The organism is Mesorhizobium sp. L103C119B0, assembly GCF_000502235.1.
Taxonomy (GTDB): Bacteria; Pseudomonadota; Alphaproteobacteria; order Rhizobiales; family Rhizobiaceae; genus Mesorhizobium.
In genome coordinates this window covers 1-24,448 of record NZ_AYXE01000024.1, presented here as the reverse complement: position 1 = coordinate 24,448, position 24,448 = coordinate 1, and the positions used below count along the sequence as shown (strand labels likewise).

The following is a 24,448-nucleotide window of genomic DNA, read 5'->3' as shown; positions in this document are numbered from 1 at the left end:
CATCCATTCGAGTGCGGAGCGCTGTCTGACTGGCGAATGTAACCTGCGGAGATATGTCTGTCGAACGTCGCGCTCCCGAAGTCAAAGTTGGACCTTAGGTGAGACGTATTAAGACTTCGTACCAAACCAGATCCGCCCGATGATCGCTGTCAACTTGCGGTAGCTGCGGTTCAATCATGCTGATGCCGGCCCGAATGGATCGATCTCCTCCGATCCGGGATATCATTTCCAATTTTATCTAATCGCCCACTATGGAAGAGCGATCGAATAGTCGCGAATACAGCCTAATATCGCTTATCATCGACAAATCTGGTTGCGGGGCGCCATCATTCGAAACGGCGGCTGAAGTCGACTGTAGATCGCTAAGCACATTGACCGCTTTTGACTTCGTACCTCGCCATCGTGGGGGCAAGCACCGAGACTTCACGCCGTGCCTCAAGTTGGAGCTAACTTGTGCGAACATGCAGCATAGCCCCGCGTTGCAGGGCAAACAGCGCGCCGACCACGCTGGGCGCGGCGGTCGGCCTTGGCGCGCTGGTGGGTCCTTCCCAGGCCGGCGCCCGTACGGTCGAGATGGCGATCGCCCGCTACCATCATCCGATCTGCACCAAACTGGCCTCGGTGACATTTCTGACCATAGGCGTGGCGATGCTCTGGACCGGCCTGCCCGGTTCTGCCGGCCGCGGTGATTTTCTATGGCGCCCGCATCGGCTAGCATGGCCGAGTATCGTCACATGCGGCGACATGGTGTTCTGGACGATGCTTGAGCGCGACGCGACCTCGCCAGCGGGCACGCCTTCGACGCCGGCCCGTAGCAGGAATGTGTTCAGCACCAGAACACTTGGGATCAGCGTTGCGGGAGCCTGCACACGTGAGTACTCCGCCTCACAAGCCTTCCGGCTGGTCCTCGAGGACGAACGACGCTGCAATCAGGTCATCGCCGCTGATGCGGCCACTGCCGCCAACCATGATGGATGCGACTTTCTGAAAGGTCTTCATGTCGGCCTCTGTTATGCGCGCATCGCGCATTCTGGCCCTGAGAGAACCCAAGCGGGTATCAAGGGCTGGCGATGTCTCGACGTCATCGATCATCTTCGATCATCCTGGAGCGCAACGTGAAATCCGCTGCCCGCCGCCATGGCCGGCGGCGGGCGGCAGCTATTCGATCAGTCGTAGACCTTCACAATTTTCCGGGTGCCGGGGTCGACCAGGACGGTGCGGTTGTCGACCACGACGTAGCGGTATTTGACGTTGGGAACTTCGTGCAGCTCGACCGTATCAGGCAAGGCACTGCCGACGTTCAGCTCCACGCCCGGGATCTTCACCGAAGCCAGCGGCTGCTTTTTTACGTATTCGCGGACGACCGTATCCTGCTCCGGTGTGATGACGACATCCTGAGCTGCGGCGGCGCCGACCCCAGCCAAAAGCAACAAGCCTGCAGCGGCACTTGCAAAGTGGATTTTCATGGTTTTCTCCTCGCGTAATCCGGCGACGGCACCACGCCTGTTCGCCGAGGGACCGAACTTGAGATCAGCCAGATTGTTCCTGTGACTTCAGTCCGCGGCGAACCAGACCAAAGTCGGATATCAGCTAAGACCCAAGTCCCGAGGCGGAACGTTCAAGCGGGGCAGGCGTTTCCCAAATGCAACTAAATAAAACAGGAGAGGAACACATGGCCGACGGCCCAACTGTTGTTAATTCTGGTGGTGGGGGCGGCACTGCAATTGCTGTTGTTCTTGCACTTATTGCAGTCGTAGTATTGCTTATTTTTACCGGCGTCATCAATATCCGCGGCGACGGCGGCAAGGATATCAACGTCAAGGTTGAAGCGCCAAAGGTGGAAGCTCCGGCTGCACCCGCAAAGCCTGCGGCACCTGCCCCAGCCCCTGCGAGTGGCGGCTGATCTGGTCGTATCCACGCCTTCAAACTGACCTATGAAAGGAAATTCCCATGACCAGATATTTCGTCAGCGCCGCCGGCGCCCTCGTCCTTATGGCGGGCATCGGCACCTCGTTTGCCGGGGATGTTATTGTTCTCAAGCCCGAACAACAGACGGTCATTCGCGAATATATCCATAAGCAGAAGCTGGCCTCAGTCAGTTTGCTCGGCGTCGAACTCAATGTCGGCACGGCACTTCCAGACACTGTCGAGCTCCACGCAATCGACGTTCCGGATGTCCGCTACAAGTATACGGTTGTCGGAGATCATGCGGTTCTCGTCGATCCCGACACGCGCAAGGTCGTGCAGATCATCGAATAACGCGCGAGCCCGCCGCTCCGGTCTGGAGCGGCGGGCTGTGGCTGCCCTGTGAAAGTCTACGGGCAGCCTTTTCTCAACGGGAGGATGTCTGATGTTTAGCGACAAGGAAACTTGGGTCCTGGAAGCTGCCTTACTCGCGGCAATTCCAATTTGCGTAGCCGTCACCGCACTCGTGGCATTTTTGACCGCGGCCTGGATATGAACCGCTTCCTGTTTGTGATGGGCGACTTTCTATCCCGGCCACCGGGCTTCTATGTCCTTCTTGTAGCCATGCTGCTCTGTACTGCGTTGGTGCCATTCGGCCTGACCAATGTGGTCACCTACGCATTGTCGGTAGCGGCCATCGTGATCACCGGCGTTGTGCTGATCCAGGGTTACCGTGACACGGCCGCCATTCACGCCAAGCTTGATGAGATTATCGTTTCGCTGAATGAGACCAGAAACGATGTCGTCGGCTTGGAGCATGCCGAGCCGGAGGAGATTCGGGAGAAGCTCCAGACACTCGAAGAAGAAGCAATGAAAGCGGTTCGCCCGCCGCATTGACCCTCCGCTGGACTATCTGTCATCCATCAGCAAAAAAGCCCGGGAACCGGGCTTTTTTGCTTCGCGTCTAAATCATTTCGGACTTATCCGAAACGGGAATTTGGTGCCCAGAAGAGGACTCGAACCTCCACTCCTTGCGGAACACGGACCTGAACCGTGCGCGTCTACCAATTCCGCCATCTGGGCTGGTGCGGGCTCATGTAAGCGGGCAAACGATATGTGTCAACGCGCTTTTTCGAGGGCCGCAGCCTGCCGGCTTAGTTTCCCGGGGGTCAACGCCGCCCCTCACCTGCCTGCCGGCATCCTCTCCCCGCACAGTGACGGGGAGAGGGGCGCTCTCATCGATGATTTTCGCCGGTCACCTGCGTCACAAGAAGAGCGCCGAGGCTGCGGCCAGCCCTTTCTCCCCGTCACTATACGGGGAGAAATGCCCGGCAGGGCAATGAGGGGCAGCGCCGACTTGGCGAATGCGTTGGCCGAAAACCTCACCCCTCCAGCACGTCCTTCGACGCCACGGTGGAATCGGCGTTGAGCTTGTAGATCACCGGCACGCCGGTGCCGAGCTCGAGCTTGACGATCTCCTCGCCGCTCTTGCCGTCCAGCGCCATGATCAGTGCGCGCAGCGAATTGCCATGCGCGGCGACCAGCACGGTGCCGCCTTTCAGAACATGCGACTGCATGTCGTGCAGGTAATAGGGCCAGACGCGGGCGCCGGTGTCCTTCAGGCTTTCGCCGCCGGGCGGCGGCACGTCGTAGGAGCGGCGCCAGATGTGCACCTGCTCCTCGCCCCACTTCTGGCGCGCGTCGTCCTTGTTGAGGCCGGAGAGATCGCCATAGTCGCGCTCGTTCAGCGCCTGGTCGCGGATCGTCTTCAAATCGCTCTGGCCGACCGCGTCGAGAATGTGCTGGCAGGTCTTCTGCGCCCGGATCAGCGCCGAGGTGAAGGCGATGTCGAACTTCAAGCCGCGCGCCTTGAGCTTCTGGCCGGCTTCCTTGGCTTCCTTGTGGCCCTGCTCAGTCAGGTCGACATCGCGCCAGCCGGTGAACAGGTTCTTCAGGTTCCATTCGCTCTGGCCGTGGCGCACGAGCACGAGAGTTCCCGACATGTTTGCTCCTTCAAAATTATGGATGGTTTAGCTCAAGCCGAGCACGTCCCGCATGGAATAAAGTCCGGGCTTCTTGCCGCGCGCCCAGAGCGCGGCCTTGACCGCGCCGCGGGCAAAGATGGCGCGGTCCTCGGCATGGTGCGACAGCGTGATGCGCTCGCCGGTTCCGGCCAGGATGACGCTGTGGTCGCCGACCACCGAGCCGCCGCGCAAGCTGGCAAAGCCGATCGTTCCTGGCTTGCGCACGCCGGTATGGCCGTCGCGTGACCGCACATCGTTGCCGGCAAGGGAAATGCCGCGTCCCGCCGCCGCCGCTTCGCCGAGCAGCAAGGCGGTGCCCGACGGCGCGTCGACCTTGTGCTTGTGATGCATTTCGAGGATCTCGATGTCGAAATCCTCTGGACCGAGCGCGCGCGCGGCCTGCTCGACCAGCACCGCCAGAAGATTGACGCCGAGGCTCATATTGCCGGATTTGACGATCGTCGCGTGGCGCGCCGCGGCCTCGATCCTGGCGTCGTCTTCCGCCGAGCAGCCGGTGGTGCCGATGACATGGGCAATGCGTGCCTGCGCGGCATAGCCTGCGAATTCGACGGTGGCTGCCGGCATGGTGAAATCGAGCACGCCGTCGGCCTTGGCGAACACCGGCAGCGGATCGTCGCCGATCGTCACATTGATGATGCCGATGCCGGCAAGCTCGCCCGCATCCCTGCCGAGATAGGGCGATCCGGTTCGTTCGACCGCGCCGACGACGCGGGCGCCGGGGATCGAATGGATGGCGCGGATCAGCGTCTGGCCCATGCGGCCGGCCGCCCCCACCACCACTAGGCCCATTTCGCTGGATTCGCTCATGCTGTTCTCCCCACCGCCTTCTTGGCGCGGCTGCGCCGGACCGGAGTTTGGACGGGCTTCGAGTCGTCGACAAGCCCCAGTCCGTTCTTGCCTTGAATGCGGTGGAAGCGGGCGTAGACACTGTTTGGATCGGCCATCAGTGCGGCATGGGTGCCTTCCTCGACCAGGCGCCCCTCTTCAAGCACGATAATGTGGTCGGCGTTGACGACCGTCGACAGGCGATGCGCTATCACGATGGTGGTGCGCCCTTCCATCACATGGGTCAGCGCCTCCTGGACGCGCGCCTCGGCCTCGTTGTCGAGCGCCGAGGTCGCTTCGTCGAGCAAAAGGATCGGCGCGTTGCGCACGATCGCCCGCGCAATCGAGACGCGCTGGCGCTGGCCGCCGGAAAGGGTCGAGCCGCCCTCGCCGACGGGCGTGTCGTAGCCCTGCGGCTGCTGACGGATGAACTCGTCGGCCGCCGCCAGCACCGCCGCCCGCTCGATCTCGGCGTCGGTCGCCGAAAGTCGGCCAAAACGGATGTTGTCGCGTATGCTGCCTTCGAACAGATAGGGCGCCTGCGAGACATAGGCGATCGAGCCGCGCAGCGAGTGCTTGGTGACTTTGGAAATGTCCTGGCCATCGATCTCGATCGAACCCTTGTCGACATCGTAGAAGCGCTGCAGCAGCGCAACGAGCGTCGTCTTGCCGGCACCCGAGGCCCCGACCACCGCCGTAACCTTGCCGGCCGCGGCGGTGAAACTCAGGTTCCTGATCACCGGCATGTCGGCGCTGTAGCCGAACGTCACATTGTCGAAGCGAACCTCGCCGGTGGTGATCCTGGCTTCGACCGCGTCGGGCGCATCGCCCTGTTTAGGCTCCAGGTCGAGCAGCTCGTAAATCATCCGGGCGTTGACCAGGGCACGTTCCATACCGACCTGCGTACGAGCCAGGCGCCGTGCCGGATCGTAGGCCATGATCAGCGCGGTGATGAAGGAAAACACAGCGCCTGGTGGTTGTCCGAGCACCAGCGCCCGGTAGCCGGAATAGGCAAGGACGGAGGTAATGGCGAGACCGCCCAAAATCTCGGAAATCGGCGACAGCCGCTCCGCGACCCGGGCGATCTTGTTGTTACGCTGCTCGGCCGTATCGGCCATGATGCCGATCCGGCGCGCCAGCTCGGCTTCCAGGGTGAAGGCCTTGACGATGGCGATGCCTTGCGTGGCCTCCTGTACCGACCCGTTCAGCCGCGAGTTGATCAGCACCGATTCCCGGTTGATGCGCCGCAATCGGCGGGTGATGTAGACGACGGCCCAGATCAGCGGCGGCCCGATCAGCAGCGAGCTGAGCGACAACACCGGATCCTGGTAGATCATGACGCCAACGAGGGCGATCAGCGAGACCGCGTCGCGGCTGATGGAGGTCAGCGTCAGCGACAGCAGATCGCGAACGCCGCCGACATTCTCGTTGACCTGTGCCGCCAGCCGACCGGAACGCGTATCGTTGAAGAAGTCGACGCCGAGCTTCATCAGATGGTCGAAGCTGCGCTTCTGGTAGCGGGCGACCAGATTGTTGCCGATCTTGGCCAACGCGACCGCCTGGCCGTAACCGGCGAAGCCGCGCAGCACGGAGGCGGCCATGAACCCGGCGCAGATCCAGACGATCATGTCGCCGCGTCGTTCGTAGAAGATCTCGTTGATCATCGGGGCCATGATCCACGCCGTGAAGGCGGTGGTGGCGGAAACAATCAGCAGGCAGCCGACGGCAACGACATAGGTCCAGCGATATTCACTACCGTTTTCGGCCAGGATGCGGCGCAGCACCGCAGTGACCTCAGCTGGCTGGACTTTCAGTTTGAGTGGACTTTGAGCGGTCAAATCGCGGGCGCTTCGTGGTTTGCTAGAGCATGATGCCGAAAAGTGTGAAGCGGTTTTCGGACGACATCATGCTCTATCTCTTTGATTTAGAGCCGGATGATTTCAGGTCGATTCGATCTGAAATCAACCGGCATCTAGGGATGCCAAGCTGGAATTCGGCCCCCTCTTAGCGCCCCGGCTACGGCTTGCCTATGGCGAAACTTCGTCGCGGCTCGAGGTCAGGGTCACGAAAGCGGCAGCCATTTCCAGGAACAGACCCATGTTCGGGACGAAATGGATTACGTGCGCCAGCGCCGCCCCGCGGTCTGGACGCCGAACAGCGACGGGTTGCGGGCATAGGCGGCAAGGCCCAGAAGCGCTGCCAGCGGGTGGATGATGACATAGACCGGCATCGAGGCCATCAGCGCGCTGTGCGGCGCTTTGTCCTCGAAGGCGGCACGGAAACTGCCTTCCTTCAGTGCCGGAACGATCTTTTGCGCGATGCCGCCGGTCAAAAACACGCCGCCGCGGCTCATGAACACCAGCGCGAGGTCGCCGGCGGTGCGGCCGAGGCAGGTGACGAACAGCGCCAGAGCTTCCTCGGCAACCGGGTCGGTCTTGGCCAGCGCCGCCCCGGTGATTTCGGCCGGCGTGGTGAACGGCGCCGGCTTGCCGTCGGCCTTGGCGACCGCCCGGTAGACATTGACCAGACCGCGCCCGCACAGGATCTGCTCGCCCGAAATGCGGCCGTCCAGCTTTTCGATATGCGGGAACACCTCGAAATCGCGCGGCGTCCGCGGACCGATATCCATATGGCCGCCTTCGCCAGGCACCGGGATCCAGTGGTGGAGGGCATGAACCAACCCGGCGACGCCGAGGCCGGTGCCGGGGCCGAGCACGACGCGTCCGGCATTCTCCTCCGGCGTGCCGCCGCCGATCTTTTCCATATGCTCTTCGCCGAGCGCCACGACGGCCAGCGCCTGCGCCTCGAAATCGTTGAGCACGACGATGTCGCCCAGGCCCAGATTGGCAAACATCTGCTTCGGCTTCACCACCCAGGGACAGTTGGTAAGCGGGATCTCGTCGCCATCGACTGGTCCGGCGATCGCCAGCACTGCCGAATTCGGCCGGATGGACGATCGGTCGAGCACCGCCGCCTGGATCGCCTCGTCTATGGTGGCGAAATTGGCGGTTTGCACGATATGCGGCTCACCGGCTTCCGAATTTGCGTCGAGCACGATCGAAAAGCGCGCATTGGTGCCGCCGATGTCGCCGATCAGCACTGGAAACCGCAACGCGGTGTCGTCGTCGCCTGACATGCTCTTGCTCGTCCCCTTTGCGGCGCCGTTGCGACCGTTTCAATCGCCCGGTTTTTCAATCGCCCGGTGTTCAATCGCCCGGTGTTCAATCGCCCGGTGTTCAATCGATTGACTAGCGCATGGCCCCGGAAAGGGAAAGCGTCAGTTCGCCATCACTGTCCGACGTTTGCCGGCGGCCGTCGCCTTGGCAGGGGAATGCCGATCTCCGGCGTGGCGGTGAAGGCGTTGGCTGCGTTTGGCAAGCCGCCCGCATTGCCCGCAATAGGCGGAGGCGCGTCGGGTTCCGGCGCCCTGGCGGCGATCGGCACGCCGCCGCCGCGATAGGTGACGGCTTCGGCCGAGTCCGCGTCGGGCTGGTCAAGCACGAACTGGCATTGTTTCGGCAGGTTCGCCATCGTCATCAGGTCGCGCGCCTTGGGCGCATCCGGGTTCTTGTTGGGGCGCCACGGCTCCTCGGTAAACCACCAGGCCAGCGGCTTGCCGCAGCCGTCATCGTCGGGCGTCGCTTCCTGTCCCTTGCAGTTGGGCGAACCCGGCTGGCAGCCGATGCGGATGTGGAAATGATAGTCATGGCCCCAGAACGGCCGGATTTTTCTCAGCCAGGTACGGTCGCCGGTGACGGTGTCGCACAGCTTCTTCTTGATGCCTGGATTGACCAGGATGCGCTCGACTTCCGGATAGCTCGCGGCGCGCTTCAACAGCTTGGTATGTATCGGCTTCCACAGCCTGTCCTTCACCAGATGCGTCTTGTCGTCGACCATCAGCGTGGCGCTGATGTTTTCGCGCTCCTGGGTCGTAAGCTTGCGGTCGGGCATCGGCGTCAGCCAGATGTCGGCGTCGAGGCCGATCTGGTGCGAGGCGTGCCCGGTCAGCATCGGGCCGCCGCGCGGCTGCGAAATGTCGCCGATCAGAAGCCCCGGCCAGCCGTCGGCGGCGGCATCGCGCGACAGCTTCTCGATCAGCGCAATCATCGTTGGATGACCCCAGCGCCGGTTGCGCGAGGGACGCATCACCTCCCAGTTCTGGCCGTCCATCGGAATGGCGACGCCGCCGGTGAAGCAGCCCTTTGAATAGAAGCCGAAGGATTGCGCCGCAGCCACCGCCGGCAGCTTCTTGGCGCCGAACAGGTCTTTTGCCCGTGGCTCGGCCGTGATTGCGCCCGCCACCAGCCCGGCCAGCGCCACGATCGCCAGCGCCGCCGTCAGGAACGGCCGTCTGCCGGTCAAGGATCGCATCGAAATCGTCATGAACCCCACTGCAAAAGTCCGCAACACAATCGAATCATATCACCCTCGGGCTCGCGTTTCGATTATCTACCTTCATCGGGCTGCGCGGCTCGCCGTCGCGCCAGCTGCCGTCGGCCCACATCCGATCGAACGCCTGGCGGTAGTCCGGATAGCGGAACCGGTAGCCCGCTGCCTTGATCGCGGCGTTGGCGACGCGCTTGTTCTCGCCATAGAAGGACCGCGCCATGGGCGAAAGTTGGGCGGTCTCGAAAGGAATCTCCGGCGGCGGCTCGACGCCCATCAGCGAAGCGGCATAGGTGACGACATCCTGCGGCGGCGCCGGCTCGTCATCGGTGACGTTGAAAATGCCGCCTCTATTGCCACCGATGAGGTGCCAGAGCGCACCGGCGATGTCGTCGCAATGGATGCGGTTGAACACCTGGTCGGGCTTGACCAGCCGCCTGGCCGTGCCGTTTTCCAGATTGACCAGCGCGTTGCGTCCGGGCCCATAAATGCCGGAAAGCCGCAGGATCGCCACCGGCTTGCCGGTCTCGAGGCCAAGCTGCAGCCAGTCCCGCTCGGCCGCCACTCGCATCGACGAGCGTTTCGACACCGGCCGGCACTCGGCCGTTTCATCGACCCAGGCGCCGTCATAATTGCCATAGACGCCGACGGTCGAGAGATAGCCGATCCAGCGAAGCGCCGGCATCGCCTCGATCGCCTTGCGCGCGGCGAGAAGCACAGGGTCGCCGGCCTCCTCCGGTGCCACCGAGACGACGAGATGGGTGGTCTTTTCCAGCGCATCGCCGATTTCAGGTGTCAGGGCGCCGTGAAACAGCAGCGGCGCGATGCCGGCCTGACGCAATGCCTCGAATTTCTCGGCCGAGCGCGTGGTGCCGAAGATCGTAATCGCCTCCGCATTGGCCCGTGCAAAGGCTTTGCCCGAATAGCCGGCGCCGAAGATAAAAACCTGTTTTTCGCTCATGCATGCGCCTCGATTGGCAATGCGGACAGCCATTCGTCCTGCACTGTAGTGTCGGTTTCGGTTTTCAAGTAGATCGCCGCCTGCCCGTTGAATTCGGCGGCCGTCACCAGCCGCGCCAGCGCCCAGATCGCCGCGCCGCGCACCAGCGGCGAGGCATCGCCAAGCAGATCGCGCACCGGGCCGGCCAGCGAAACATCGCCGGAATTGCCGGCGGCGGTCAGCACATTGCGGACAAAGCGGTCGCGGCCGATGCGCTTGATCGGCGAGCCGGAGAAAAAGGTCCGGAACGCCGTGTCGTCCAGCTGCAACAGTTCCGCCAGCGGCGGTTCGCGCAGTTCATCGCGCGCGGCGAGCTTGGCCTCCGAGGCGGCGCGGGCGAACTTGTTCCACGGGCAGGCGGCGAGACAATCGTCGCAGCCATAGATGCGGTTGCCGATCTTTTCGCGGAATTCTTGCGGGATCGGCCCCTTGTTCTCGATGGTCAGGTAGGAGATGCAGCGCCTGGCATCGAGCCGATAGGGCGCCGGAAAGGCATCGGTCGGGCAGGCGTCGAGACAGGCGCGGCAGGAACCGCAATGGTCTACCTCGGTCGAATCTGGCGTGAGCTCCGCCGTGGTGAAGATGGTGCCGAGAAACAGCCAGGAGCCGTGCTCGCGGCTGACCAGATTGGTGTGCTTGCCTTGCCAGCCGAGCCCGGCGGCCTCAGCCAGCGGCTTTTCCATCACGGGCGCCGTATCGACGAAAACCTTCACGTCGCCGCCGGCCCGCGCGACGATCTTGCCGGCGATCTCCTTCAGCCGGCCCTTCATCACCTCGTGATAGTCGCGGTTTTGCGCATAGACCGAGATCGCGCCGAGATCGCGCCTTGCCTGCAGCGCACGCGGATCGTGGTCGGGGCCGTAATTCATTGCCAGCACGATGATCGAGCGCACCTCGGGCCACAGCGTCGAAGGCTCGCTGCGGCGTTGAAGCGTCTCCGCAATCCACGCCATCGAACCGTGAAAACCATCGGCGACGAATTCTGCCAATCTGGCAGGCGCCAGCGGGATCGCGTCAGGCGTGGTGACGGCAACCGCATCGAAGCCGGCGCGCCGCGCCTCGGCGTCGATCAGTGCGCGCAGGGTTTGGCTTCTAGAAGTCGAGGTCCGCATAATGCGAAACCGGCGACAGGCCGCGAACCCGGTCGGAGAGCAGCGGCCGGAACGACGGCCGCGATTTCACCCGCGTGTACCATTCGCGCGCCGCGGCATGCTCGCGCCAATCGATCTCGCCGAGATAATCCAGCACCGACAGCGTCGCCGCTGCCGCCAGGTCGGCATAGGTGACCTTGCTGCCGGCCAGCCAATGACGGGTGCCGGCCAGCCAGTTGGTGTACTTCATGTGCTGGCGAATGTTGGCGCGCGCCGCGCGGATCGCCGCCGAATCGGGGGAACCGCCGCCCGCCGTTTCCGGCATCACCGGCTTCAGCACGCGCTCGCGCACCAGATGCCGGGTCACTTCGCTCTCGGCCTTGTTGAGATACCAGTCGGTCAGGCGGCGGATTTCGGCGCGCTGCATCGGGTCTTCCGCAAACAGGCGCTTGTCGCGCTTCAGGACACCACGTGTTTCGTCGAGATATTCAGCGATCACCATGGCGCCGACGATCGGCACGTCGCCTTCGGCCAGCAGGATAGGCAAGGTGCCGGCGGGGTTCAGCGCCAAAAACTCCTTGCGCCGCGTCCACGGTTTTTCCTCGATCAGCGCCAGCTCCTCGCCATATTCGCCGAAGGCGAGGCGCACGAAGCGGCAGGTGGCGAACATCGGGTGATGGAAAAGCGTCAGCATGATTCCGCGATATTAAGGCGCACTGGCGAATCGCCGTCCGCACCGGTAAGTCTTGGCGGCCCGTCATGCGGCCGTCACGGTGCTGCGACCTATAGGGGGACTTCCGCGCCGTGACAAGCAAGCCCTTTTGCCAGCCGTTTCCTTCCGTCCCTTGAATGCCGAGGTTGCCATGGATAGCCACACCATCGTCGAAGCCCTGCTGCTCGGCCTGCTGGAGGGGCTGACCGAGTTCATCCCGGTCTCCTCGACCGGCCATATCCTGCTCGCCGGCCATTTCCTCGGCTTCCATTCCACCGGCAAGGCGTTCGAGATCCTGATCCAGCTCGGCGCCATCCTGGCGATCCTCAGCGTCTATTTCCGCCGTCTGTGGCAGATGCTGCTCGACCTGCCGCATGATCGGCTGACGCGGCATTTCGTCATCGGCATCCTGATTGCCTTCCTGCCGGCCGCCATCATCGGCGCGCTGGCGCATGATTTCATCAAGACGGTGCTGTTCGAATCGCCAAGGCTGATCTGCATCATGCTGATCATCGGCGGCGTCGTGCTCTTGGTCGTCGACCGCATGAAGCTGCAGCCGGTCTACCGTGACGTCGAGCGCTTCCCGACAAGGCTTTACCTGCAGATCGGCCTGTTCCAGTGCCTGTCGCTGATCCCCGGCACGTCGCGCTCCGGCTCGACCATCGTCGGCGCGCTGCTGCTGGGCGTCGACAAGCGCGCGGCGGCGGAATTCTCCTTCTTCCTCGCCATCCCGACCATGGTCGGCGCCTTCGCCTTCGATCTGTTCAAGAACCGCAACGTGCTGAGCAGCGCCGACCTGCCGATCATCGCTATCGGCTTCATCGCCGCCTTCCTTACCGCGCTGATCGTCGTCCGCTTCCTGCTCGATTACGTCTCGCGCAACGGCTATTCGCTGTTCGGCTGGTGGCGCCTGGTGGTGGGAGCGGTTGGGTTGGTGGCGCTTTTCATTTGGGGGTGAGCTTTACCCTCCCCCTTGTGGGGGTCCGAAGGACGGGCGAGACAGGCGGCTCGCCCCGGTCAGTCGATCCGCAAAGCGGATCGGGGTGGGGGCGCCACGCCCCCGCCCCGTTTCGCCAACGACGCTTCGGTCGCTTGCTCACCGACCCTCCCCACAAGGGGGAGGGTAAAGGCCGCTAACTCCTCCCAAAAAACGCGTTCTCGACATGCACCGGCCAGCGCCAGGGCAGCACCGCGATCATGTCGAAGCGCATCGACAATCTGCCGTAGTCCGGCTGCCGCGACAGCCAGATGTCGGCGGCGCCCTCGATGCGGCGCTCCGATTCGTGGCCGATCGCCTCCATCGCTTCCATCAGCGTGCGCCGCGCCTTGACCTCGACGAACAGCACCAGGTCGCCGCGCCTGGCGATCAGGTCGATCTCGCCGAAGCGGGTGCGATGCCGGCGGGCGAGGATGCGATAACCTTTCAGCATCAGCGCCGCTGCCGCCAGCCACTCGCCGCGATGGCCGCGCCGATAGGCTTTTTGGCGGCTGGCGGCCGGGCGCTCAGCCACCTTCGCCTTCTCCAACCGCATCCCTGAGTTCCAGCAGCCGCCGGTAAAGCGCCTGCTTCTGCCCGCCGGTCATCTTCGCCGCCTCCGCCGCCGCCTTGGACGCCGGCATTTCGGCGGCCAGCGACAGCAGCAGCCTGTCGATGTCGGCGGGTTGGTCGGCCTTGATCTCGGCGGGCCCGACGCAGATGACGATTTCGCCCTTCGGCGTATCGGCCGCCGCATAATGATCGGCCAGCGCCTGCAGCGTTCCCGTCCGCATCTCTTCGAAAGTCTTGGTCAGCTCGCGGCCGATGGCGGCCTTGCGCGCGCCGCCCAACGCCTCGACCATGGCGACCAGCGTTTCGGCCAGCCGGCGTGGCGACTCGAAGAAGATCAGCGTTGCCGGCACCGCCCTGAACGTTTCCAGCTTTGTCATCCGCTGCCCTGATTTCACCGGCAGAAACCCGGCAAACAGGAAGGCGTCGGACGGCAGGCCCGACGCCGTCAGCGCCGCCAGCGGCGCCGATGGGCCGGGGATCGGCACCACGCGCAGGCCGCGCTCCAGCGCTTCGCCGACCAGCCGGTAGCCTGGGTCGGAGATCAGCGGCGTGCCGGCATCCGAAATCAGCGCCACGCTCTGCCCGGCCTCGAGTGCCGCGATCAGCTTCGGCCCGGCCTCGCCGGCGTTGTGCTCGTGATAAGCGGTGGTGCGCCGCCGGATGCCGTAGCGATCGAGCAACACGCGCGAGACGCGAGTGTCCTCGCAGGCGACGATGTCGGCGGCGGCGAGCGTCTCCAGCGCGCGCAGCGTGATGTCGGAGAGGTTGCCGATCGGCGTCGCCACCAGATACAGCGCCGGCGCCAGCGACCGGACCGCGATCTCGGTCTGCCCGATCACATAGCTGCGCTTCTCGCCGGTCACCGGGGTCTCTCCATTTCGCCCTGTTTGGCACGGCGCGCGCCGGGTTGCAAAACTCCCGAACGTCGGGCCAAACCTGACGCCGATGTAACCCGGCGGGCTTGGCTTCCGGCGACAATTTCCGATTGCCGCCTACATCGTCGATTTCGCTTGCCCGGAGAAGAAGCTGGTCATCGAAGTCGATGGCTCCCAGCATGCGGACGCCGGCGCGGCTGCCGGTGATGAAACGCGGACATCGCACCTCGAACAAGATGGCTGGACCGTCCTGCGGTTCTGGAATGACGACGTCATCCGCGACGTCGACAATGTCTGCCAGCATATTGTGATTGCGGCTGGGCTTGGAGGCGCATCCTGAACGGTGCCGGCGCTGGGCTTTAGGAGGGAAAGGTCGGCGGGACAGCGCCCCCTCTGGCCTGCCGGCCATCTCCCCCACGAGGGGGGAGATCGGGTTTCCCCGCGGCTTTCGCCAATTATCCAAGCAACGCCCTCTGACGCTTCGGCCCGCCCGCCTTGCGCCAGGAATTAAACCGGTGCGTCGCGGCGGCAAACGAGATCTTCATCTGCTGGGCGACCGAATAGCGCGACTTGCCTTCGTCGAACAGGCGGTAGCAGCATTCGACGCCCTCCTCGGTCAGCTTGCCGTCGGGCGCCTTGTTGTGCGGATTGGCGGGGTCGAATTTTTCGACCTGCTGTTCGACCAGGCCTTTCAGCCGCTGCAAATCGGCCTCGATGCTGGCGATAAGATCGAGGACGGGTTTCGGATCGAAGTGGTCGTGCGGCTTTGCCGTCATCTTGCTCATGCCTTTCGCTTGCGTGTCGCGACAATATAGGTGAACATTTGCCGATAATGAAGGGCGCGTTGCAATCCGGCGCTTCAACATTTCTTGACCGGTGATTGACCGCGGAGATTGGAGCGCCTAGTTTAGAATTGTTCTAAACTGGGGTGAATTTCTCATGCTTTCCCGTGTCTTCGGTTTCGGCCGCCGTCCTTTCGAAACGCTGTCGGAACAGGAGATCCTGGCCCTGGCAATTTCATCCGAAGAGGATGACGGGCGCATCTACCGCGCCTATGCCGACGGGCTGGCTGACAGTTTTCCGCAGTCGGCGAAAGTGTTCGAGGCGATGGCGGCGGAGGAAGACGGCCATCGCGATTCCCTGATCGAGCTTTACCGCAAACGTTTCGGCGAGCGCATTCCGCTGCTGCGCCGCGAGCACGTGAAAGGCTATTACGAGCGCAAGCCCGACTGGCTGGTGCGGCCGCTCGGCATCGAGCATGTCCGGCGCCAAGCCGAAGCGATGGAGCAGCAGGCCTATCGCTTCTATGTCGAGGCGGCCAAGCGCACCGGCGATGCCTCGACCCGGAAACTGCTCGGCGACCTGGCCGCGGCCGAGCAAAGCCATGAGAATTCGGCGCATCGGCTGGAGCAGAAACTCGTGCCGGGCGAGGTGAAGGACGAGGAAGCCAGCGCCGAGCAGCGCCAGTTCATCCTGACCTATGTCCAGCCGGGACTGGCCGGGCTGATGGACGGCTCGGTGTCGACACTGGCGCCGATCTTTGCCGCGGCGTTTGCCACGCACGACACCTGGCAGACGCTGCTGGTCGGCCTCGCCGCCTCGATCGGCGCCGGCATCTCGATGGGCTTTACGGAGGTCGCTTCGGACGACGGCAAGCTGTCGGGGCGTGGCTCGCCGATCAAGCGCGGCCTCACCGTCGGCATCATGACGACGCTGGGAGGCCTCGGCCACGCGCTGCCTTACATCATCCCGCATTTCTGGACGGCGACGGCGGTGGCGGCCGTCGTGGTGTTCTTCGAATTGTGGGCGATCGCCTTCGTGCAGAACCGCTACATGCAGACGCCCTTCCTGCGCGCAGCGTTTCAGGTGGTGCTGGGCGGGGCGCTGGTGTTTGCGGCCGGGGTGCTGATCGGGAATGCGTGAGCGCCAAGCGCCCCCTCACCCAGCCTCCGCTTCTCGGCTGACCTCTCCCCGAGGGGAGAGGAGATTTTCGAAGCCTGCGCCAGTCTCTTCTCCCCAGCGGGGAGAAGGTGGCCGCGAAGCGGCCGGATGAGGGGGCCTGGCGCGACGCCGATACCTAGTCACCCATTCACCGCCCTGCTATCCTCTGGCGCCTCGTCCCTCTCCGTCAGCCCGTAATCCCGCACCACATGCGCAATGCGCAGCCGGTAGCCGGCAAATATTCCGCCGCGGCCCGCATGCTGCGCCTGCCGATGCTCTTCCGTATTGCGCCAGGCTTTCACCGCTTCCTCGTCGCGCCAGAAGGACAGTGACAGGACCCGGTTGGGATCGCCCAGGCTCTGAAAGCGCTCGATCGAGATGAAGCCATCGATGCCGCTGAGCAGCGGCCGCAGTTCCGCGGCGATGCCGAGATAGGCATCGCGCTTTCCCTCAGCCGGTTGCACCTCGAAGATGACAGCGATCATGCTTTCTCCTTGACCGCGGTCTGGAACAGCTGCCGCGGTCCATGCGGCCCCGACACCAGCTTCAGGAAGATGCGGTCTTCTTTCAAGATGAACTTTTCGCGGCGGGCGAATTCGTAATTGGCCTTGCCCGCCGGATCTGCGGCGAGACGGGCGCGATAGGCTTCGTAGGCGGCGAGGCTGTCGATGTTGTAGGCGGCGTAGGCGGTGGTGGCCGAGCCCTCATGCGGGGCGTAGTAGCCGACCAGATCGGCGCCGCAGCGCGGGATCGCCTGGCCCCAGGCCTTGGCATATTGCTCGAAGGCCGGCTTGCCGAACGGGTCGATCTCATAGCGGATGAAGCAAGTGATGGTCATCGTGATCTCCTTGGGTTTCGCGTGGATAGTTCGAGCGGCGTCGAAACGTTGTGCCGCAGGGTCTGCTAAGCAAAAGCGCTGGCGGTCAGGCCTGCCAGAAGGATTTTGCGCATTCGCGGCGCACATCCTCACGGGTCAGGCCGAGATCGCGCAGCAGATGGTCGTCGATCTCCGCGAGGCCGAGCCGCTGCAGGTGGCGGTCGTACCAGCGAGCGAGCAGCCGCCGTTGCAGCCAGGTGACGAATGGAAAAGGCCGGCGGCTGGCGAGTGGGGCGGAAGCGGTTGGCATCGGCGTTCTCCTTGATCCCGCCCGACAATAATGCTTATCTGACGAGAATGCTTCGATGGAGACCTAACTATGCGTGAAGGACCCGACATTGCCCGCATCGCCAGCCTGGTCGGCGATCCGGCGCGGGCAAACATGCTGAATGCGCTGATGGGCGGCACGGCTTTGACGGCCAGCGAACTGGCGCTGGAGGCCGGCGTCTCGCTGCCGACGGCGTCCTCGCATCTGTCGAAACTGATGGAGGGCGGGCTTTTAACTTTGGCCAGCCAGGGACGGCATCGCTATTACGGCCTCGCTGGGCCGCAGGTTGCCGGCATGATCGAGGCGATCACCGGGGTGGCCGAAGCGGTCGGCCCCAAGCGGGTGCGGCCCGGCCCGCGCGACGGCGCCATGCGCGTGGCCCGCGTCTGCTACGACCACCTCGCCGGCGAGCAGGCGGTGGCGATGCTGGACCGGTTCGTCGCGCGCGGCATCCTGTTGCGCGACGACAATGAGATCAGGCTCGGGGAGATCCGGCCGGGGCAGATCCGGCCGGGGGAGATCCGGCTGGGGCCGTCGGCCGCATCGCATTTTTCCGCCATCGGCGTCGATGTCGGCGCCAAGGCGCGCCGGCCGGTCTGCCGCGCCTGCCTCGACTGGAGCGTGCGCCGCTCGCATCTTGCGGGAACGCTGGGCGCGGCTATTCTGGACAAGATCCTGGCGGAGAAATGGGCAAGGCGGGAGAAGGACAGCCGCGCGGTGGTGTTTTCACCGCCGGGGAAGCAGGCGTTCGAGCGGGTGTTTTTAGCGTAGAGGTTCGGCAGCGCTAATTGGGCGACGCTGGCGGGACAGCACCCCCCTCTGGCCTGCCGGCCATCTCCCCCTCAAGGGGGAGATTAGGCGCTCAACAGCTTTCGCCAATCTCCAACGTTGCAACAATGAACGAAACCTCGAAGCTGCCCAATCTCCCCCCTTGCGGGGGAGATGTCCGGCAGGACTGAGGGGGGTGGGAAGGATCGCTACGTTTGCGAATGTGCCGATGGCTCACCCCCGCTTCAACACCTTCCCCTGCTTGAAGAAATCCGCCCACGGATCGGCCTGCGCTAGTTCCTTCAGCGTCGTCTTGCCCCCGATCGGGAAGGAATTCGGCGCCAACCCTTTTTCAACCTCCGCCCACGTCACCGGGATCGACACCGTCGCGCCCTTCTTGGCGCGGGAAGAGTAAGGCGCGACGGTGGTCGAGCCCCTGCCGTTGCGCAGATAGTCGACGAAGATTTTTCCCGTGCGCGCCTTTTTCGACAGCGTCGCGGTGTAGCGGTCGGGCGCGGCCTGCTCCAGCGCCTTGGCGAAATCATGCGAGAAGGTTTTGACCGCCTCCCAGTCCGCAGACGGCTTCAGCGGCACCAGCACGTGATAGCCCTTGCCGCCTGACGGCTTGACGAAATTCGGCAGCGACAGATCGTCGAGCTTGCCTCTGATGTCGAGCGCGGCCTCGCGCACCGCCTTGACGTCGACGCCTTCATCGGGATCGAGATCGAAGATGATCTGATCCGGCTTTTCCAGCGCGTCGATCTTGCAGCCCCAGATGTGGACCTCGACCACGCCATACTGGACCAGAGCGGCAAGGCCGTCGAAATCGCGGATGAACAGGATTTCCTCGCCATCGGTCGGGTCCTTCATCCGGGCAATCTTGTCGCTCATGCCGGTCGAAGCATGTTTCTGGAAGAAGCGCGGGCCGCCGATGCCATCCGGCGCCCTGACCAGGCTGAGCGGCCGGTTGACGACGAACTGCTCCATGCGCGGCCAGACCAGCGCGTAGTGTTCGAGCAAAGCCTGTTTGGATATTTTTTCCTCGGGCCACAGCAGCTTGTCGGGATGGGATAGTTTTACCCTGGTCGTGATCGTCGCGGGCGCCTTAGCCCCGGCGGCCTTGCCGGCGCCGCTTGCCGCGGGCCTTGCCTTGTTCGCCGCCTTCGATGGCTTTTCCTGCACGACTTCCTCCGCCGGCTTGTCCTCGCGCAGTCCCTGGAACGACGCGTGGCGTATTATACGGTCCGACGTCCAGCTGCGGAACTCCACTTCGCCGACAAGTTCGGGCCTGACCCAGACCAGGCCCTTCCCCTTCGGAACCGCGGCGGCAAAGGGCGAGGCGTCTGCCTTCAGAGCATCGAGTTTTTTCTTCAAATCGGTGGCGCTCCTGGCTGTGAAGCCCGTGCCGACGCGGCCGGCGTAGTGGAGCTTGCCGCCCTCGTGGTAGCCGACCAGCAGCGAACGCAGGCCGCGGCCGGTCTTGTCCGAGGGCAGATACCCGCCGATGACGAATTCCTGGCGGGCCGTGCATTTCGATTTCACCCAGCCTGGGCCACGGCCGCTGCGGTAGGGCGCATCGGCGCGCTTGGAGACGATGCCTTCGAGGCCCATGCGGCAGGCGTGCTGCAGCATGATCTTGCCGGGCTCGGCGAAATGGTCGCTGAAGCGGACGGCGGCATTTTCGGCCGTCTCGCCGAGCAGCTCCTGCAGCGCCTGCTTGCGCTCGACCAGCGGCTCGCGGCGCAAATCATTGCCGTCAAGCCGCATCAGGTCGAACACATAGTAGGTGAAGCGGTCGGTTCGATTGGCGGAGAGATCCTGCTGCAGCAGCGAGAAAGACGAAACGCCGCTGTCGGCGAGCACGACGATCTCGCCGTCGATGATGGCGTCGCTGCATTTCAGCTGGGCGAGTTCCGCGACGATCTCGGGGCCGAATTTCTCCGTCCAGTCGAGGCCGGTGCGGGTCAGCAGCCGCACCTCTGTGCCGGCGATCTGCGCCTGCATGCGGTACCCGTCGAACTTCACCTCATGCAGCCAGTCCTCGCCGGGCGGCGCCTCGCGCTCCAGCGTCGCCAGCTGCGGCTCGACGAAGTCGAGGCGCTTGCCGGCTTTCGCCTTGCTGGATGCCGCAGGCTTGTTGGAGTGCCAGACCTTCGGCTTCTTGCCGTCGGCGGTCTTGCCTTCCGCGACCTCTTCGATGGTCAGGCCGGACTTCACCGATTTCGGTGCGTCCTTCAGGATATCCTCGCCGGGGCGGGCGGCGGCATCGTCGGATTTGATCAGCAGCCAGTTGTCGCGCTTTTCGCCCGGGCGGGGTCTTAACCTGACCAGATGCCACCGCCCATTCAGCTTCTGGCCGTTGAGTTCGAAGTCGATATGGCCCTTCTTCATCGCCTTGGCCGGGTCGATCTCCGGCGTCCATGTGCCTTCGTCCCAGACGATGACGGTGCCGCCGCCATACTCGCCCTTGGGAATGGTGCCCTCGAAGCCGGCATAGTCGATCGGGTGGTCCTCGACATGCACGGCCAGCCGCTTCTCGTGCGGGTCGAGGCTCGGGCCCCGCGTCACCGCCCAGCTCCACAACACGCCCTCATGCTCGAGGCGGAAATCATAGTGCAGCCTGGTCGCGTCGTGCTTCTGGACGACGAAGATGCCGCCGGGCTGCTTGCCGCGCGCGACCTTGCCCGCCGGCTCGGCCGTCTTCTTGAAATCGCGTTTGGACTGATATTGTTCGAGGCTGGCCACGGCGCCGACCCTCAAGCCGACTTGCGCTTGGGCGCAGAAGCTTTCGCCTTGCCGCTTTTTGCCGCCGGCTTGGCCTTCTTCGCCGGGCCTTCCGCCTGGCCGCCATCGGACAGGCTCTTCTTCAGCGCGTCGAACAGATTGACGACATTGGACGGCTTGGGCGCGGCCTGCGCTTTCGGAGCCTTCTTTCCGGCCTTCTTGGCGCGGATCAGTTCGAGCAGCGCGTCCTCATACTTGTCCTCGAATGTCGACGGATCGAACTTCCCCTTCTTCTTGTCGATGATGCGTTCGGCCATATCGGTCATCTCCTGGTCGGTCTTCACCGCCTTGATGTCGCCGAAGATGCTCTCCGGCTCCCGCACCGTGTTGCCGTAGCGCAAGGTGGTCAGCACCATGCCTTTGCCGCGCGGCTCGATCACCACGGGCCGCTCGCGGCTATAGAGCACGACGCGCGCCAGCCCGGCCATCTTCTTGTCCGCCATGGCATCGCGAATGACGGCAAAGGCCTCCTCCGACACCTTGTCGGCGGGCGTGACATAATAGGGCGTGTCGAGATAGATCTGCTCTATCGAGGCTTTGTCGACGAAGCCGTCCAGCGCCATCGTGTGCGAGGACTCGATCTGCACCGCTTCGATCTCTTCGTCCTCGACATAGACGAACTCACCGGGGCTCACCTCATAGCCCCTGATCTCGTCGCCATCGCCCAGCGGCTTGCCGGTTTCAGAATCGACATAGATGCGCTTGACCGTGTTGCCGGTCTTGCGGTTGAGCACCCGGAACGAAACTTTTTCGGCGTGGGTGACGACGTTGGTCAGTTCGACAGCGCAGGTGACCAGCGACAGTTTCAGATAGCCCTTCCAGGCGGGGCGAGGTGCCATGGCGAACTCCTGCGCGATGCGGTTCAAGCGAGAACGGGCAAGGCCCGTTCCGGTTCCGGGCGCGCAACCAGGGGCATTTCGGCAGCGAGCATGGAAATTTCGAGAGGCTCGCCAAATCTGAAACAGAACCGCGCCCAAGCGACATCCAGACGAAACATATGTGATGCAAAAGTCACAATGCCGGAAATGGCGACGAACCACACCGAAAGACCCCCAAACAGCCGCATTCCGGCCACGAAGCATGGGGTTTTCGACCAAAGATTAACATCGTGTTCACCGGCTATTCACGCCTCGACACTATGATCCCCGCAATCGGACGGGACATCCGAAAATCGGGACAGGGACTTGAGTAAAATGAAATTCTGGGGCCACATCGCCGGCTATGCCGCCGCCATCCGCGAGTTCATCGCGCCGACCTATCGGCCGGAGCGCTACTACATGCGCGGCCCGGGTCCGGCCTGCGCCCGTCGCGGCAGCTCGCTCGGCGCGCATTGATCATGACATTCGAAACGCGTCACGACAGCCGGATCTGCAGACCGGAGGCCGATCCCCGCGCAACCACCTATCGCGCCGAGCGCCCCGCGCTGGCCGCGAGAAGCCGTGCGACAACGCCGCGACTTTGATCCCGCTGCCGGCGGGCTTAGTGTCTGAAGACACAAGCTGCCGGACGTCCCGTGACTTTTTCTCCTGAACCCTTCGATGCCAGCCAGCCATTGATCGTTTTCGACGGCGTCTGCGTGCTGTGCTCGGGCTTCGTACGCACGGTGGTCGGGCTCGACCGCAAAAACCGCTTCCGCTTCGCCACGGCGCAGTCGCCCTTCGGCGAGGCGCTGTTCCAGAGATACGGGCTGCGCACCGACAGCTACGAGACCAATCTGGTCCTTGTCGGCGGCGCTCCCTTCATCCGGCTGGACAGTTTCATCGCGGTGATGGCCGAACTCGGCTGGCCGTGGCGGGCGGCGAAGGCCCTGCTGCTCATCCCGCACCCCTTGCGTGACTGGCTCTACGAACGCATCGCCAAAAACCGCTACGCCATGTTCGGCCGCAAGGACAGTTGCGAGATCCTGTCCGCCGCGATACGTGCGCGCGTGATCGGCTAATCGCATGTCACCCAAAAGTGACCTCGGTTCCGGGAACGACATACGCAAAAAGAGCGGCGCGATGAGGCTTCTGGTCGTTGGCGGCTATGGCATTTTCGGCGGCCGCATCGTGCAATTGCTGGAGAGCGAGCCACGCCTGATCCTGCTCGTCGCCGGGCGCTCACTGGCCAGAGCCGAGGCCTTGTGCAACGCCCGCACCGGCGCGGCGGCGCAGCTCGTGCCGGCGCGCTTCAATCGCAACGGCGACCTCGCGCAAGGCCGGCCTGTTCGTTCGCGCCTCAGTCCGGCAGCGCCGCGACGGCGACGATCTCGATGACGATGTCTGCCTGGGCAAGCGCTGCGACGCCGATTACCTCCGAAGGCGGCGGATTGTTGTCGCTACAATGCTTCGGACAATGCTCGGCGAAAAACGCGTCCAGCACGTCGAGACGAAAATTAGGCGAGCTGAGGACGCCGCCGTCGGGAAATGGCCCTTTGACGAAAAAGGTCAGCCTGATGAGATGGTCGAGCCCGCTGCCAAGTTCTTCCAGATCCGATTTGATGTTGCCGAGAACTTCCCGCCACTGCGCCGCGGCATCGCCGGCGAAGCCGCCACCCTTCTTGCCGGCCGGATCGTAGTCAGCCGATGTCGCGGTGTTGCCGCAGAGATAGACGGTGCCTTTCGCACCGCTGACGACCGTGCCTTTGCCCCATGGCATCAACCGGCCGTTCTTGAATTTCTTGTGGGTCACGAGTTCCATTCTCTTCTCCCATGCCTCGTGTGACGTGCCCGCCAACGACAGAGGATAGTGCTGTGCGAAGCCACGGCCAGTCCGCTGCCGGTCATCCGCCAGCAGACGGAGGAACATCTGGTCCTTGCGAAATCTCCTGGCGGAGGCGAAAGTTTTTTCTGAAGCCCGTCGAAATCGGCCGCCGCCGCGCGACATACGTCTGGCCCCGCTAGGACGCGGCCTTCGAAACCACGGGAGAAGACCCATGCGATACATGCTTTTGATCAACAGCGACGAAGCCGCGCAGGCGAACACGCCAATCGAGAAGGCTCAGCAGATGAGCGCAGCATATGCCGCCTATACCGAAGCGTTGAAGAAATCCGGCGCATGGCTCGCCGGCGAACGGTTGCGCCCGACCCAGGCGACCACCTCGGTGCGGATCACAGACGGCAAGACCAACGTGATCGACGGCCCCTATGCCGACACCAAGGAGCAGCTTGCCGGCTTCTACATGATCGAGGCGGCCGATATCGATACCGCCATCGACTGGGCGGCGCGCTGTCCGGCGGCGAGCGCCGGCACGGTCGAGTTGCGGCCGATCTGGGAAATGGCCGACTACATGCCCAAGAAATGACACCGTGATGGACAATCGCCCGGAGATCGCGCGGGCGGCGGCCGAAGCGGCCGCCCGGCAGAGTTACGGCAAGCTGGTCGCCTGGCTAGCGGCGCGCACCCGCGACGTGGCCGGCGCCGAGGACGCGCTGGCCGAGGCC

29 protein-coding genes, 1 tRNA gene and 2 pseudogenes are annotated in these 24,448 nt (G+C 63.8%); 12 read left to right on the top strand and 20 right to left on the bottom strand.

Annotated elements, in window-relative coordinates; translation table 11 throughout:
* Positions 1-885: 885 nt before the first annotated feature.
* Positions 886-1,092, bottom strand: coding sequence for a hypothetical protein (locus X728_RS139165; RefSeq protein ID WP_023681214.1), 207 nt, complete (start codon positions 1,090-1,092; stop codon positions 886-888).
* A 74-nt stretch (positions 1,093-1,166) separates the two neighbouring features.
* Positions 1,167-1,466: a DUF1236 domain-containing protein gene (locus X728_RS139170; protein WP_023672073.1), complete on the bottom strand. Its 300-nt coding sequence runs from the start codon at positions 1,464-1,466 to the stop codon at positions 1,167-1,169.
* A 176-nt stretch (positions 1,467-1,642) separates the two neighbouring features.
* On the opposite strand from X728_RS139170, the gene X728_RS1000000169610 reads away from it, so the two are divergent.
* From X728_RS1000000169610 to X728_RS139180, 3 genes are all read left to right on the top strand, one after another.
* A complete protein-coding gene (locus X728_RS1000000169610) occupies positions 1,643-1,903 on the top strand; it encodes a hypothetical protein (RefSeq protein WP_245262541.1) in 261 nt (86 codons plus the stop codon).
* A gap of 47 nt (positions 1,904-1,950) precedes the next feature.
* A complete protein-coding gene (locus tag X728_RS139175) occupies positions 1,951-2,259 on the top strand; it encodes a DUF1236 domain-containing protein (protein WP_023832964.1) in 309 nt (102 codons plus the stop codon).
* Positions 2,260-2,457: 198 nt separating this feature from the next.
* Positions 2,458-2,802 carry a low affinity iron permease family protein gene (locus X728_RS139180; protein WP_023672069.1) on the top strand — a complete coding sequence of 115 codons (345 nt, stop codon included), beginning with the start codon at positions 2,458-2,460 and terminating at the stop codon, positions 2,800-2,802.
* A 101-nt stretch (positions 2,803-2,903) separates the two neighbouring features.
* On the opposite strand, the gene X728_RS139185 is transcribed toward X728_RS139180, so the two are convergent.
* From X728_RS139185 to X728_RS139225, 9 genes are all read right to left on the bottom strand, one after another.
* Positions 2,904-2,988 (bottom strand) — tRNA-Leu (locus tag X728_RS139185).
* Positions 2,989-3,287: 299 nt separating this feature from the next.
* Entirely contained in the window at positions 3,288-3,908 is a 621-nt protein-coding gene (locus tag X728_RS139190) for a 2,3-bisphosphoglycerate-dependent phosphoglycerate mutase (RefSeq protein WP_023672068.1), read from the bottom strand.
* Positions 3,909-3,935: 27 nt separating this feature from the next.
* Entirely contained in the window at positions 3,936-4,757 is an 822-nt protein-coding gene (gene dapB, locus X728_RS139195; protein WP_023726737.1) for a 4-hydroxy-tetrahydrodipicolinate reductase, read from the bottom strand.
* Positions 4,754-6,613: an ABC transporter ATP-binding protein gene (locus X728_RS139200; RefSeq protein ID WP_023681221.1), complete on the bottom strand. Its 1,860-nt coding sequence runs from the start codon at positions 6,611-6,613 to the stop codon at positions 4,754-4,756. The genes dapB and X728_RS139200 overlap by 4 nt, the downstream gene beginning before the upstream one ends.
* Before the next feature lie 278 nt (positions 6,614-6,891).
* The gene (locus X728_RS139205) at positions 6,892-7,911 is read right to left on the bottom strand and encodes a glucokinase (RefSeq protein WP_023687565.1); all 1,020 of its coding nucleotides are present in this window, start codon (positions 7,909-7,911) and stop codon (positions 6,892-6,894) included.
* A 152-nt stretch (positions 7,912-8,063) separates the two neighbouring features.
* The gene (gene mepA, locus X728_RS139210; RefSeq protein WP_023687564.1) at positions 8,064-9,158 is read right to left on the bottom strand and encodes a penicillin-insensitive murein endopeptidase; all 1,095 of its coding nucleotides are present in this window, start codon (positions 9,156-9,158) and stop codon (positions 8,064-8,066) included.
* A 34-nt stretch (positions 9,159-9,192) separates the two neighbouring features.
* A complete protein-coding gene (locus X728_RS139215) occupies positions 9,193-10,122 on the bottom strand; it encodes an SDR family oxidoreductase (protein WP_023832963.1) in 930 nt (309 codons plus the stop codon).
* Positions 10,119-11,273 carry a tRNA epoxyqueuosine(34) reductase QueG gene (gene queG, locus X728_RS139220; RefSeq protein WP_023728744.1) on the bottom strand — a complete coding sequence of 385 codons (1,155 nt, stop codon included), beginning with the start codon at positions 11,271-11,273 and terminating at the stop codon, positions 10,119-10,121. Before queG ends, X728_RS139215 begins: the two co-directional genes overlap by 4 nt.
* A complete protein-coding gene (locus tag X728_RS139225) occupies positions 11,254-11,946 on the bottom strand; it encodes a glutathione S-transferase family protein (protein ID WP_023672063.1) in 693 nt (230 codons plus the stop codon). The genes queG and X728_RS139225 overlap by 20 nt, the downstream gene beginning before the upstream one ends.
* 169 nt (positions 11,947-12,115) lie before the next feature.
* Between X728_RS139225 and X728_RS139230 the strand changes: the two genes are divergently transcribed.
* Complete coding sequence (locus tag X728_RS139230; RefSeq protein WP_023687560.1) at positions 12,116-12,922, top strand: undecaprenyl-diphosphate phosphatase; 807 nt, start codon at positions 12,116-12,118, stop codon at positions 12,920-12,922.
* A gap of 175 nt (positions 12,923-13,097) precedes the next feature.
* Here the strand turns inward: X728_RS139230 and X728_RS139235 are convergent, their stop codons facing one another.
* Complete coding sequence (locus tag X728_RS139235) at positions 13,098-13,475, bottom strand: YraN family protein (RefSeq protein WP_023698068.1); 378 nt, start codon at positions 13,473-13,475, stop codon at positions 13,098-13,100.
* The gene (rsmI, locus tag X728_RS139240) at positions 13,468-14,376 is read right to left on the bottom strand and encodes a 16S rRNA (cytidine(1402)-2'-O)-methyltransferase (protein WP_023752806.1); all 909 of its coding nucleotides are present in this window, start codon (positions 14,374-14,376) and stop codon (positions 13,468-13,470) included. Before rsmI ends, X728_RS139235 begins: the two co-directional genes overlap by 8 nt.
* Before the next feature lie 94 nt (positions 14,377-14,470).
* On the opposite strand from rsmI, the pseudogene X728_RS1000000169600 reads away from it, so the two are divergent.
* Positions 14,471-14,728, top strand: a pseudogene (locus X728_RS1000000169600) (endonuclease domain-containing protein); the annotation flags it as partial.
* Between the two features lie 115 nt (positions 14,729-14,843).
* Here X728_RS1000000169600 and X728_RS139245 read toward each other — a convergent pair.
* A complete protein-coding gene (locus X728_RS139245; RefSeq protein WP_023681249.1) occupies positions 14,844-15,164 on the bottom strand; it encodes a hypothetical protein in 321 nt (106 codons plus the stop codon).
* Positions 15,165-15,327: 163 nt separating this feature from the next.
* Between X728_RS139245 and mbfA the strand changes: the two genes are divergently transcribed.
* Complete coding sequence (gene mbfA / locus X728_RS139250) at positions 15,328-16,311, top strand: iron exporter MbfA (RefSeq protein ID WP_023832962.1); 984 nt, start codon at positions 15,328-15,330, stop codon at positions 16,309-16,311.
* A 158-nt stretch (positions 16,312-16,469) separates the two neighbouring features.
* On the opposite strand, the gene X728_RS139255 is transcribed toward mbfA, so the two are convergent.
* The 3 genes from X728_RS139255 to X728_RS139265 all read right to left on the bottom strand — a co-directional run bounded on the left by X728_RS139255 (position 16,470) and on the right by X728_RS139265 (position 17,456).
* Positions 16,470-16,814 (bottom strand): antibiotic biosynthesis monooxygenase, encoded by a 345-nt coding sequence (locus tag X728_RS139255; protein ID WP_023701918.1) that lies wholly within the window; start codon positions 16,812-16,814, stop codon positions 16,470-16,472.
* Positions 16,811-17,167 (bottom strand): NIPSNAP family protein, encoded by a 357-nt coding sequence (locus X728_RS139260; protein ID WP_023832961.1) that lies wholly within the window; start codon positions 17,165-17,167, stop codon positions 16,811-16,813. Before X728_RS139260 ends, X728_RS139255 begins: the two co-directional genes overlap by 4 nt.
* 85 nt (positions 17,168-17,252) lie before the next feature.
* A complete protein-coding gene (locus X728_RS139265) occupies positions 17,253-17,456 on the bottom strand; it encodes a DUF1127 domain-containing protein (RefSeq protein WP_023687540.1) in 204 nt (67 codons plus the stop codon).
* A 69-nt stretch (positions 17,457-17,525) separates the two neighbouring features.
* On the opposite strand from X728_RS139265, the gene X728_RS139270 reads away from it, so the two are divergent.
* Entirely contained in the window at positions 17,526-18,245 is a 720-nt protein-coding gene (locus X728_RS139270; RefSeq protein WP_023832960.1) for a winged helix-turn-helix domain-containing protein, read from the top strand.
* A 231-nt stretch (positions 18,246-18,476) separates the two neighbouring features.
* Here X728_RS139270 and ligD read toward each other — a convergent pair whose 3' ends face one another.
* Together ligD and X728_RS139280 are read right to left on the bottom strand one after the other, a co-directional pair.
* Complete coding sequence (gene ligD / locus X728_RS139275; protein ID WP_023832959.1) at positions 18,477-20,987, bottom strand: DNA ligase D; 2,511 nt, start codon at positions 20,985-20,987, stop codon at positions 18,477-18,479.
* 11 nt (positions 20,988-20,998) lie between these two features.
* On the bottom strand, positions 20,999-21,865 hold the full coding sequence (locus tag X728_RS139280) for a Ku protein (protein ID WP_023672038.1): 867 nt from the start codon (positions 21,863-21,865) through the stop codon (positions 20,999-21,001).
* A 345-nt stretch (positions 21,866-22,210) separates the two neighbouring features.
* On the opposite strand from X728_RS139280, the gene X728_RS1000000169595 reads away from it, so the two are divergent.
* From X728_RS1000000169595 to X728_RS139295, 3 genes are all read left to right on the top strand, one after another.
* Positions 22,211-22,360, top strand: coding sequence for a hypothetical protein (locus X728_RS1000000169595; RefSeq protein ID WP_196813601.1), 150 nt, complete (start codon positions 22,211-22,213; stop codon positions 22,358-22,360).
* Between the two features lie 179 nt (positions 22,361-22,539).
* A complete protein-coding gene (locus X728_RS139290) occupies positions 22,540-22,965 on the top strand; it encodes a DCC1-like thiol-disulfide oxidoreductase family protein (protein ID WP_031196021.1) in 426 nt (141 codons plus the stop codon).
* A gap of 61 nt (positions 22,966-23,026) precedes the next feature.
* A complete protein-coding gene (locus X728_RS139295; protein ID WP_155924038.1) occupies positions 23,027-23,281 on the top strand; it encodes a hypothetical protein in 255 nt (84 codons plus the stop codon).
* On the opposite strand, the gene X728_RS139300 is transcribed toward X728_RS139295, so the two are convergent.
* Positions 23,244-23,705, bottom strand: a complete 462-nt coding sequence (locus tag X728_RS139300) for a RidA family protein (protein ID WP_023687546.1) — start codon at positions 23,703-23,705, stop codon at positions 23,244-23,246. The two genes, X728_RS139295 and X728_RS139300, sit on opposite strands and share 38 nt — an antisense overlap.
* Before the next feature lie 235 nt (positions 23,706-23,940).
* Between X728_RS139300 and X728_RS139305 the strand changes: the two genes are divergently transcribed.
* Both X728_RS139305 and X728_RS1000000171850 read left to right on the top strand, forming a co-directional pair.
* Entirely contained in the window at positions 23,941-24,309 is a 369-nt protein-coding gene (locus X728_RS139305; RefSeq protein WP_023681239.1) for a YciI family protein, read from the top strand.
* Between the two features lie 7 nt (positions 24,310-24,316).
* Positions 24,317-24,448, top strand: a pseudogene (locus X728_RS1000000171850) (RNA polymerase subunit sigma-70); the annotation flags it as partial.

Excerpts from the sequence above, each read along its gene's own strand:
- X728_RS139165 (WP_023681214.1), bottom strand. The coding sequence starts at position 1,092 with ATGATCGATGACGTCGAGACATCGCCAGCCCTTGATACCCGCTTGGGT.
- X728_RS139170 (WP_023672073.1), bottom strand. The coding sequence starts at position 1,466 with ATGAAAATCCACTTTGCAAGTGCCGCTGCAGGCTTGTTGCTTTTGGCT.
- X728_RS1000000169610 (WP_245262541.1), top strand. The coding sequence starts at position 1,643 with ATGCAACTAAATAAAACAGGAGAGGAACACATGGCCGACGGCCCAACT.
- X728_RS139175 (WP_023832964.1), top strand. The coding sequence starts at position 1,951 with ATGACCAGATATTTCGTCAGCGCCGCCGGCGCCCTCGTCCTTATGGCG.
- X728_RS139180 (WP_023672069.1), top strand. The coding sequence starts at position 2,458 with ATGAACCGCTTCCTGTTTGTGATGGGCGACTTTCTATCCCGGCCACCG.
- X728_RS139190 (WP_023672068.1), bottom strand. The coding sequence starts at position 3,908 with ATGTCGGGAACTCTCGTGCTCGTGCGCCACGGCCAGAGCGAATGGAAC.
- dapB (WP_023726737.1), bottom strand. The coding sequence starts at position 4,757 with ATGAGCGAATCCAGCGAAATGGGCCTAGTGGTGGTGGGGGCGGCCGGC.
- X728_RS139205 (WP_023687565.1), bottom strand. The coding sequence starts at position 7,911 with ATGTCAGGCGACGACGACACCGCGTTGCGGTTTCCAGTGCTGATCGGC.
- mepA (WP_023687564.1), bottom strand. The coding sequence starts at position 9,158 with ATGACGATTTCGATGCGATCCTTGACCGGCAGACGGCCGTTCCTGACG.
- X728_RS139215 (WP_023832963.1), bottom strand. The coding sequence starts at position 10,122 with ATGAGCGAAAAACAGGTTTTTATCTTCGGCGCCGGCTATTCGGGCAAA.
- queG (WP_023728744.1), bottom strand. The coding sequence starts at position 11,273 with ATGCGGACCTCGACTTCTAGAAGCCAAACCCTGCGCGCACTGATCGAC.
- X728_RS139225 (WP_023672063.1), bottom strand. The coding sequence starts at position 11,946 with ATGCTGACGCTTTTCCATCACCCGATGTTCGCCACCTGCCGCTTCGTG.
- X728_RS139230 (WP_023687560.1), top strand. The coding sequence starts at position 12,116 with ATGGATAGCCACACCATCGTCGAAGCCCTGCTGCTCGGCCTGCTGGAG.
- X728_RS139245 (WP_023681249.1), bottom strand. The coding sequence starts at position 15,164 with ATGACGGCAAAGCCGCACGACCACTTCGATCCGAAACCCGTCCTCGAT.
- mbfA (WP_023832962.1), top strand. The coding sequence starts at position 15,328 with ATGCTTTCCCGTGTCTTCGGTTTCGGCCGCCGTCCTTTCGAAACGCTG.
- X728_RS139255 (WP_023701918.1), bottom strand. The coding sequence starts at position 16,814 with ATGATCGCTGTCATCTTCGAGGTGCAACCGGCTGAGGGAAAGCGCGAT.
- X728_RS139260 (WP_023832961.1), bottom strand. The coding sequence starts at position 17,167 with ATGACCATCACTTGCTTCATCCGCTATGAGATCGACCCGTTCGGCAAG.
- X728_RS139265 (WP_023687540.1), bottom strand. The coding sequence starts at position 17,456 with ATGCCAACCGCTTCCGCCCCACTCGCCAGCCGCCGGCCTTTTCCATTC.
- X728_RS139270 (WP_023832960.1), top strand. The coding sequence starts at position 17,526 with ATGCGTGAAGGACCCGACATTGCCCGCATCGCCAGCCTGGTCGGCGAT.
- X728_RS139280 (WP_023672038.1), bottom strand. The coding sequence starts at position 21,865 with ATGGCACCTCGCCCCGCCTGGAAGGGCTATCTGAAACTGTCGCTGGTC.
- X728_RS139295 (WP_155924038.1), top strand. The coding sequence starts at position 23,027 with ATGAGGCTTCTGGTCGTTGGCGGCTATGGCATTTTCGGCGGCCGCATC.
- X728_RS139300 (WP_023687546.1), bottom strand. The coding sequence starts at position 23,705 with ATGGAACTCGTGACCCACAAGAAATTCAAGAACGGCCGGTTGATGCCA.
- X728_RS139305 (WP_023681239.1), top strand. The coding sequence starts at position 23,941 with ATGCGATACATGCTTTTGATCAACAGCGACGAAGCCGCGCAGGCGAAC.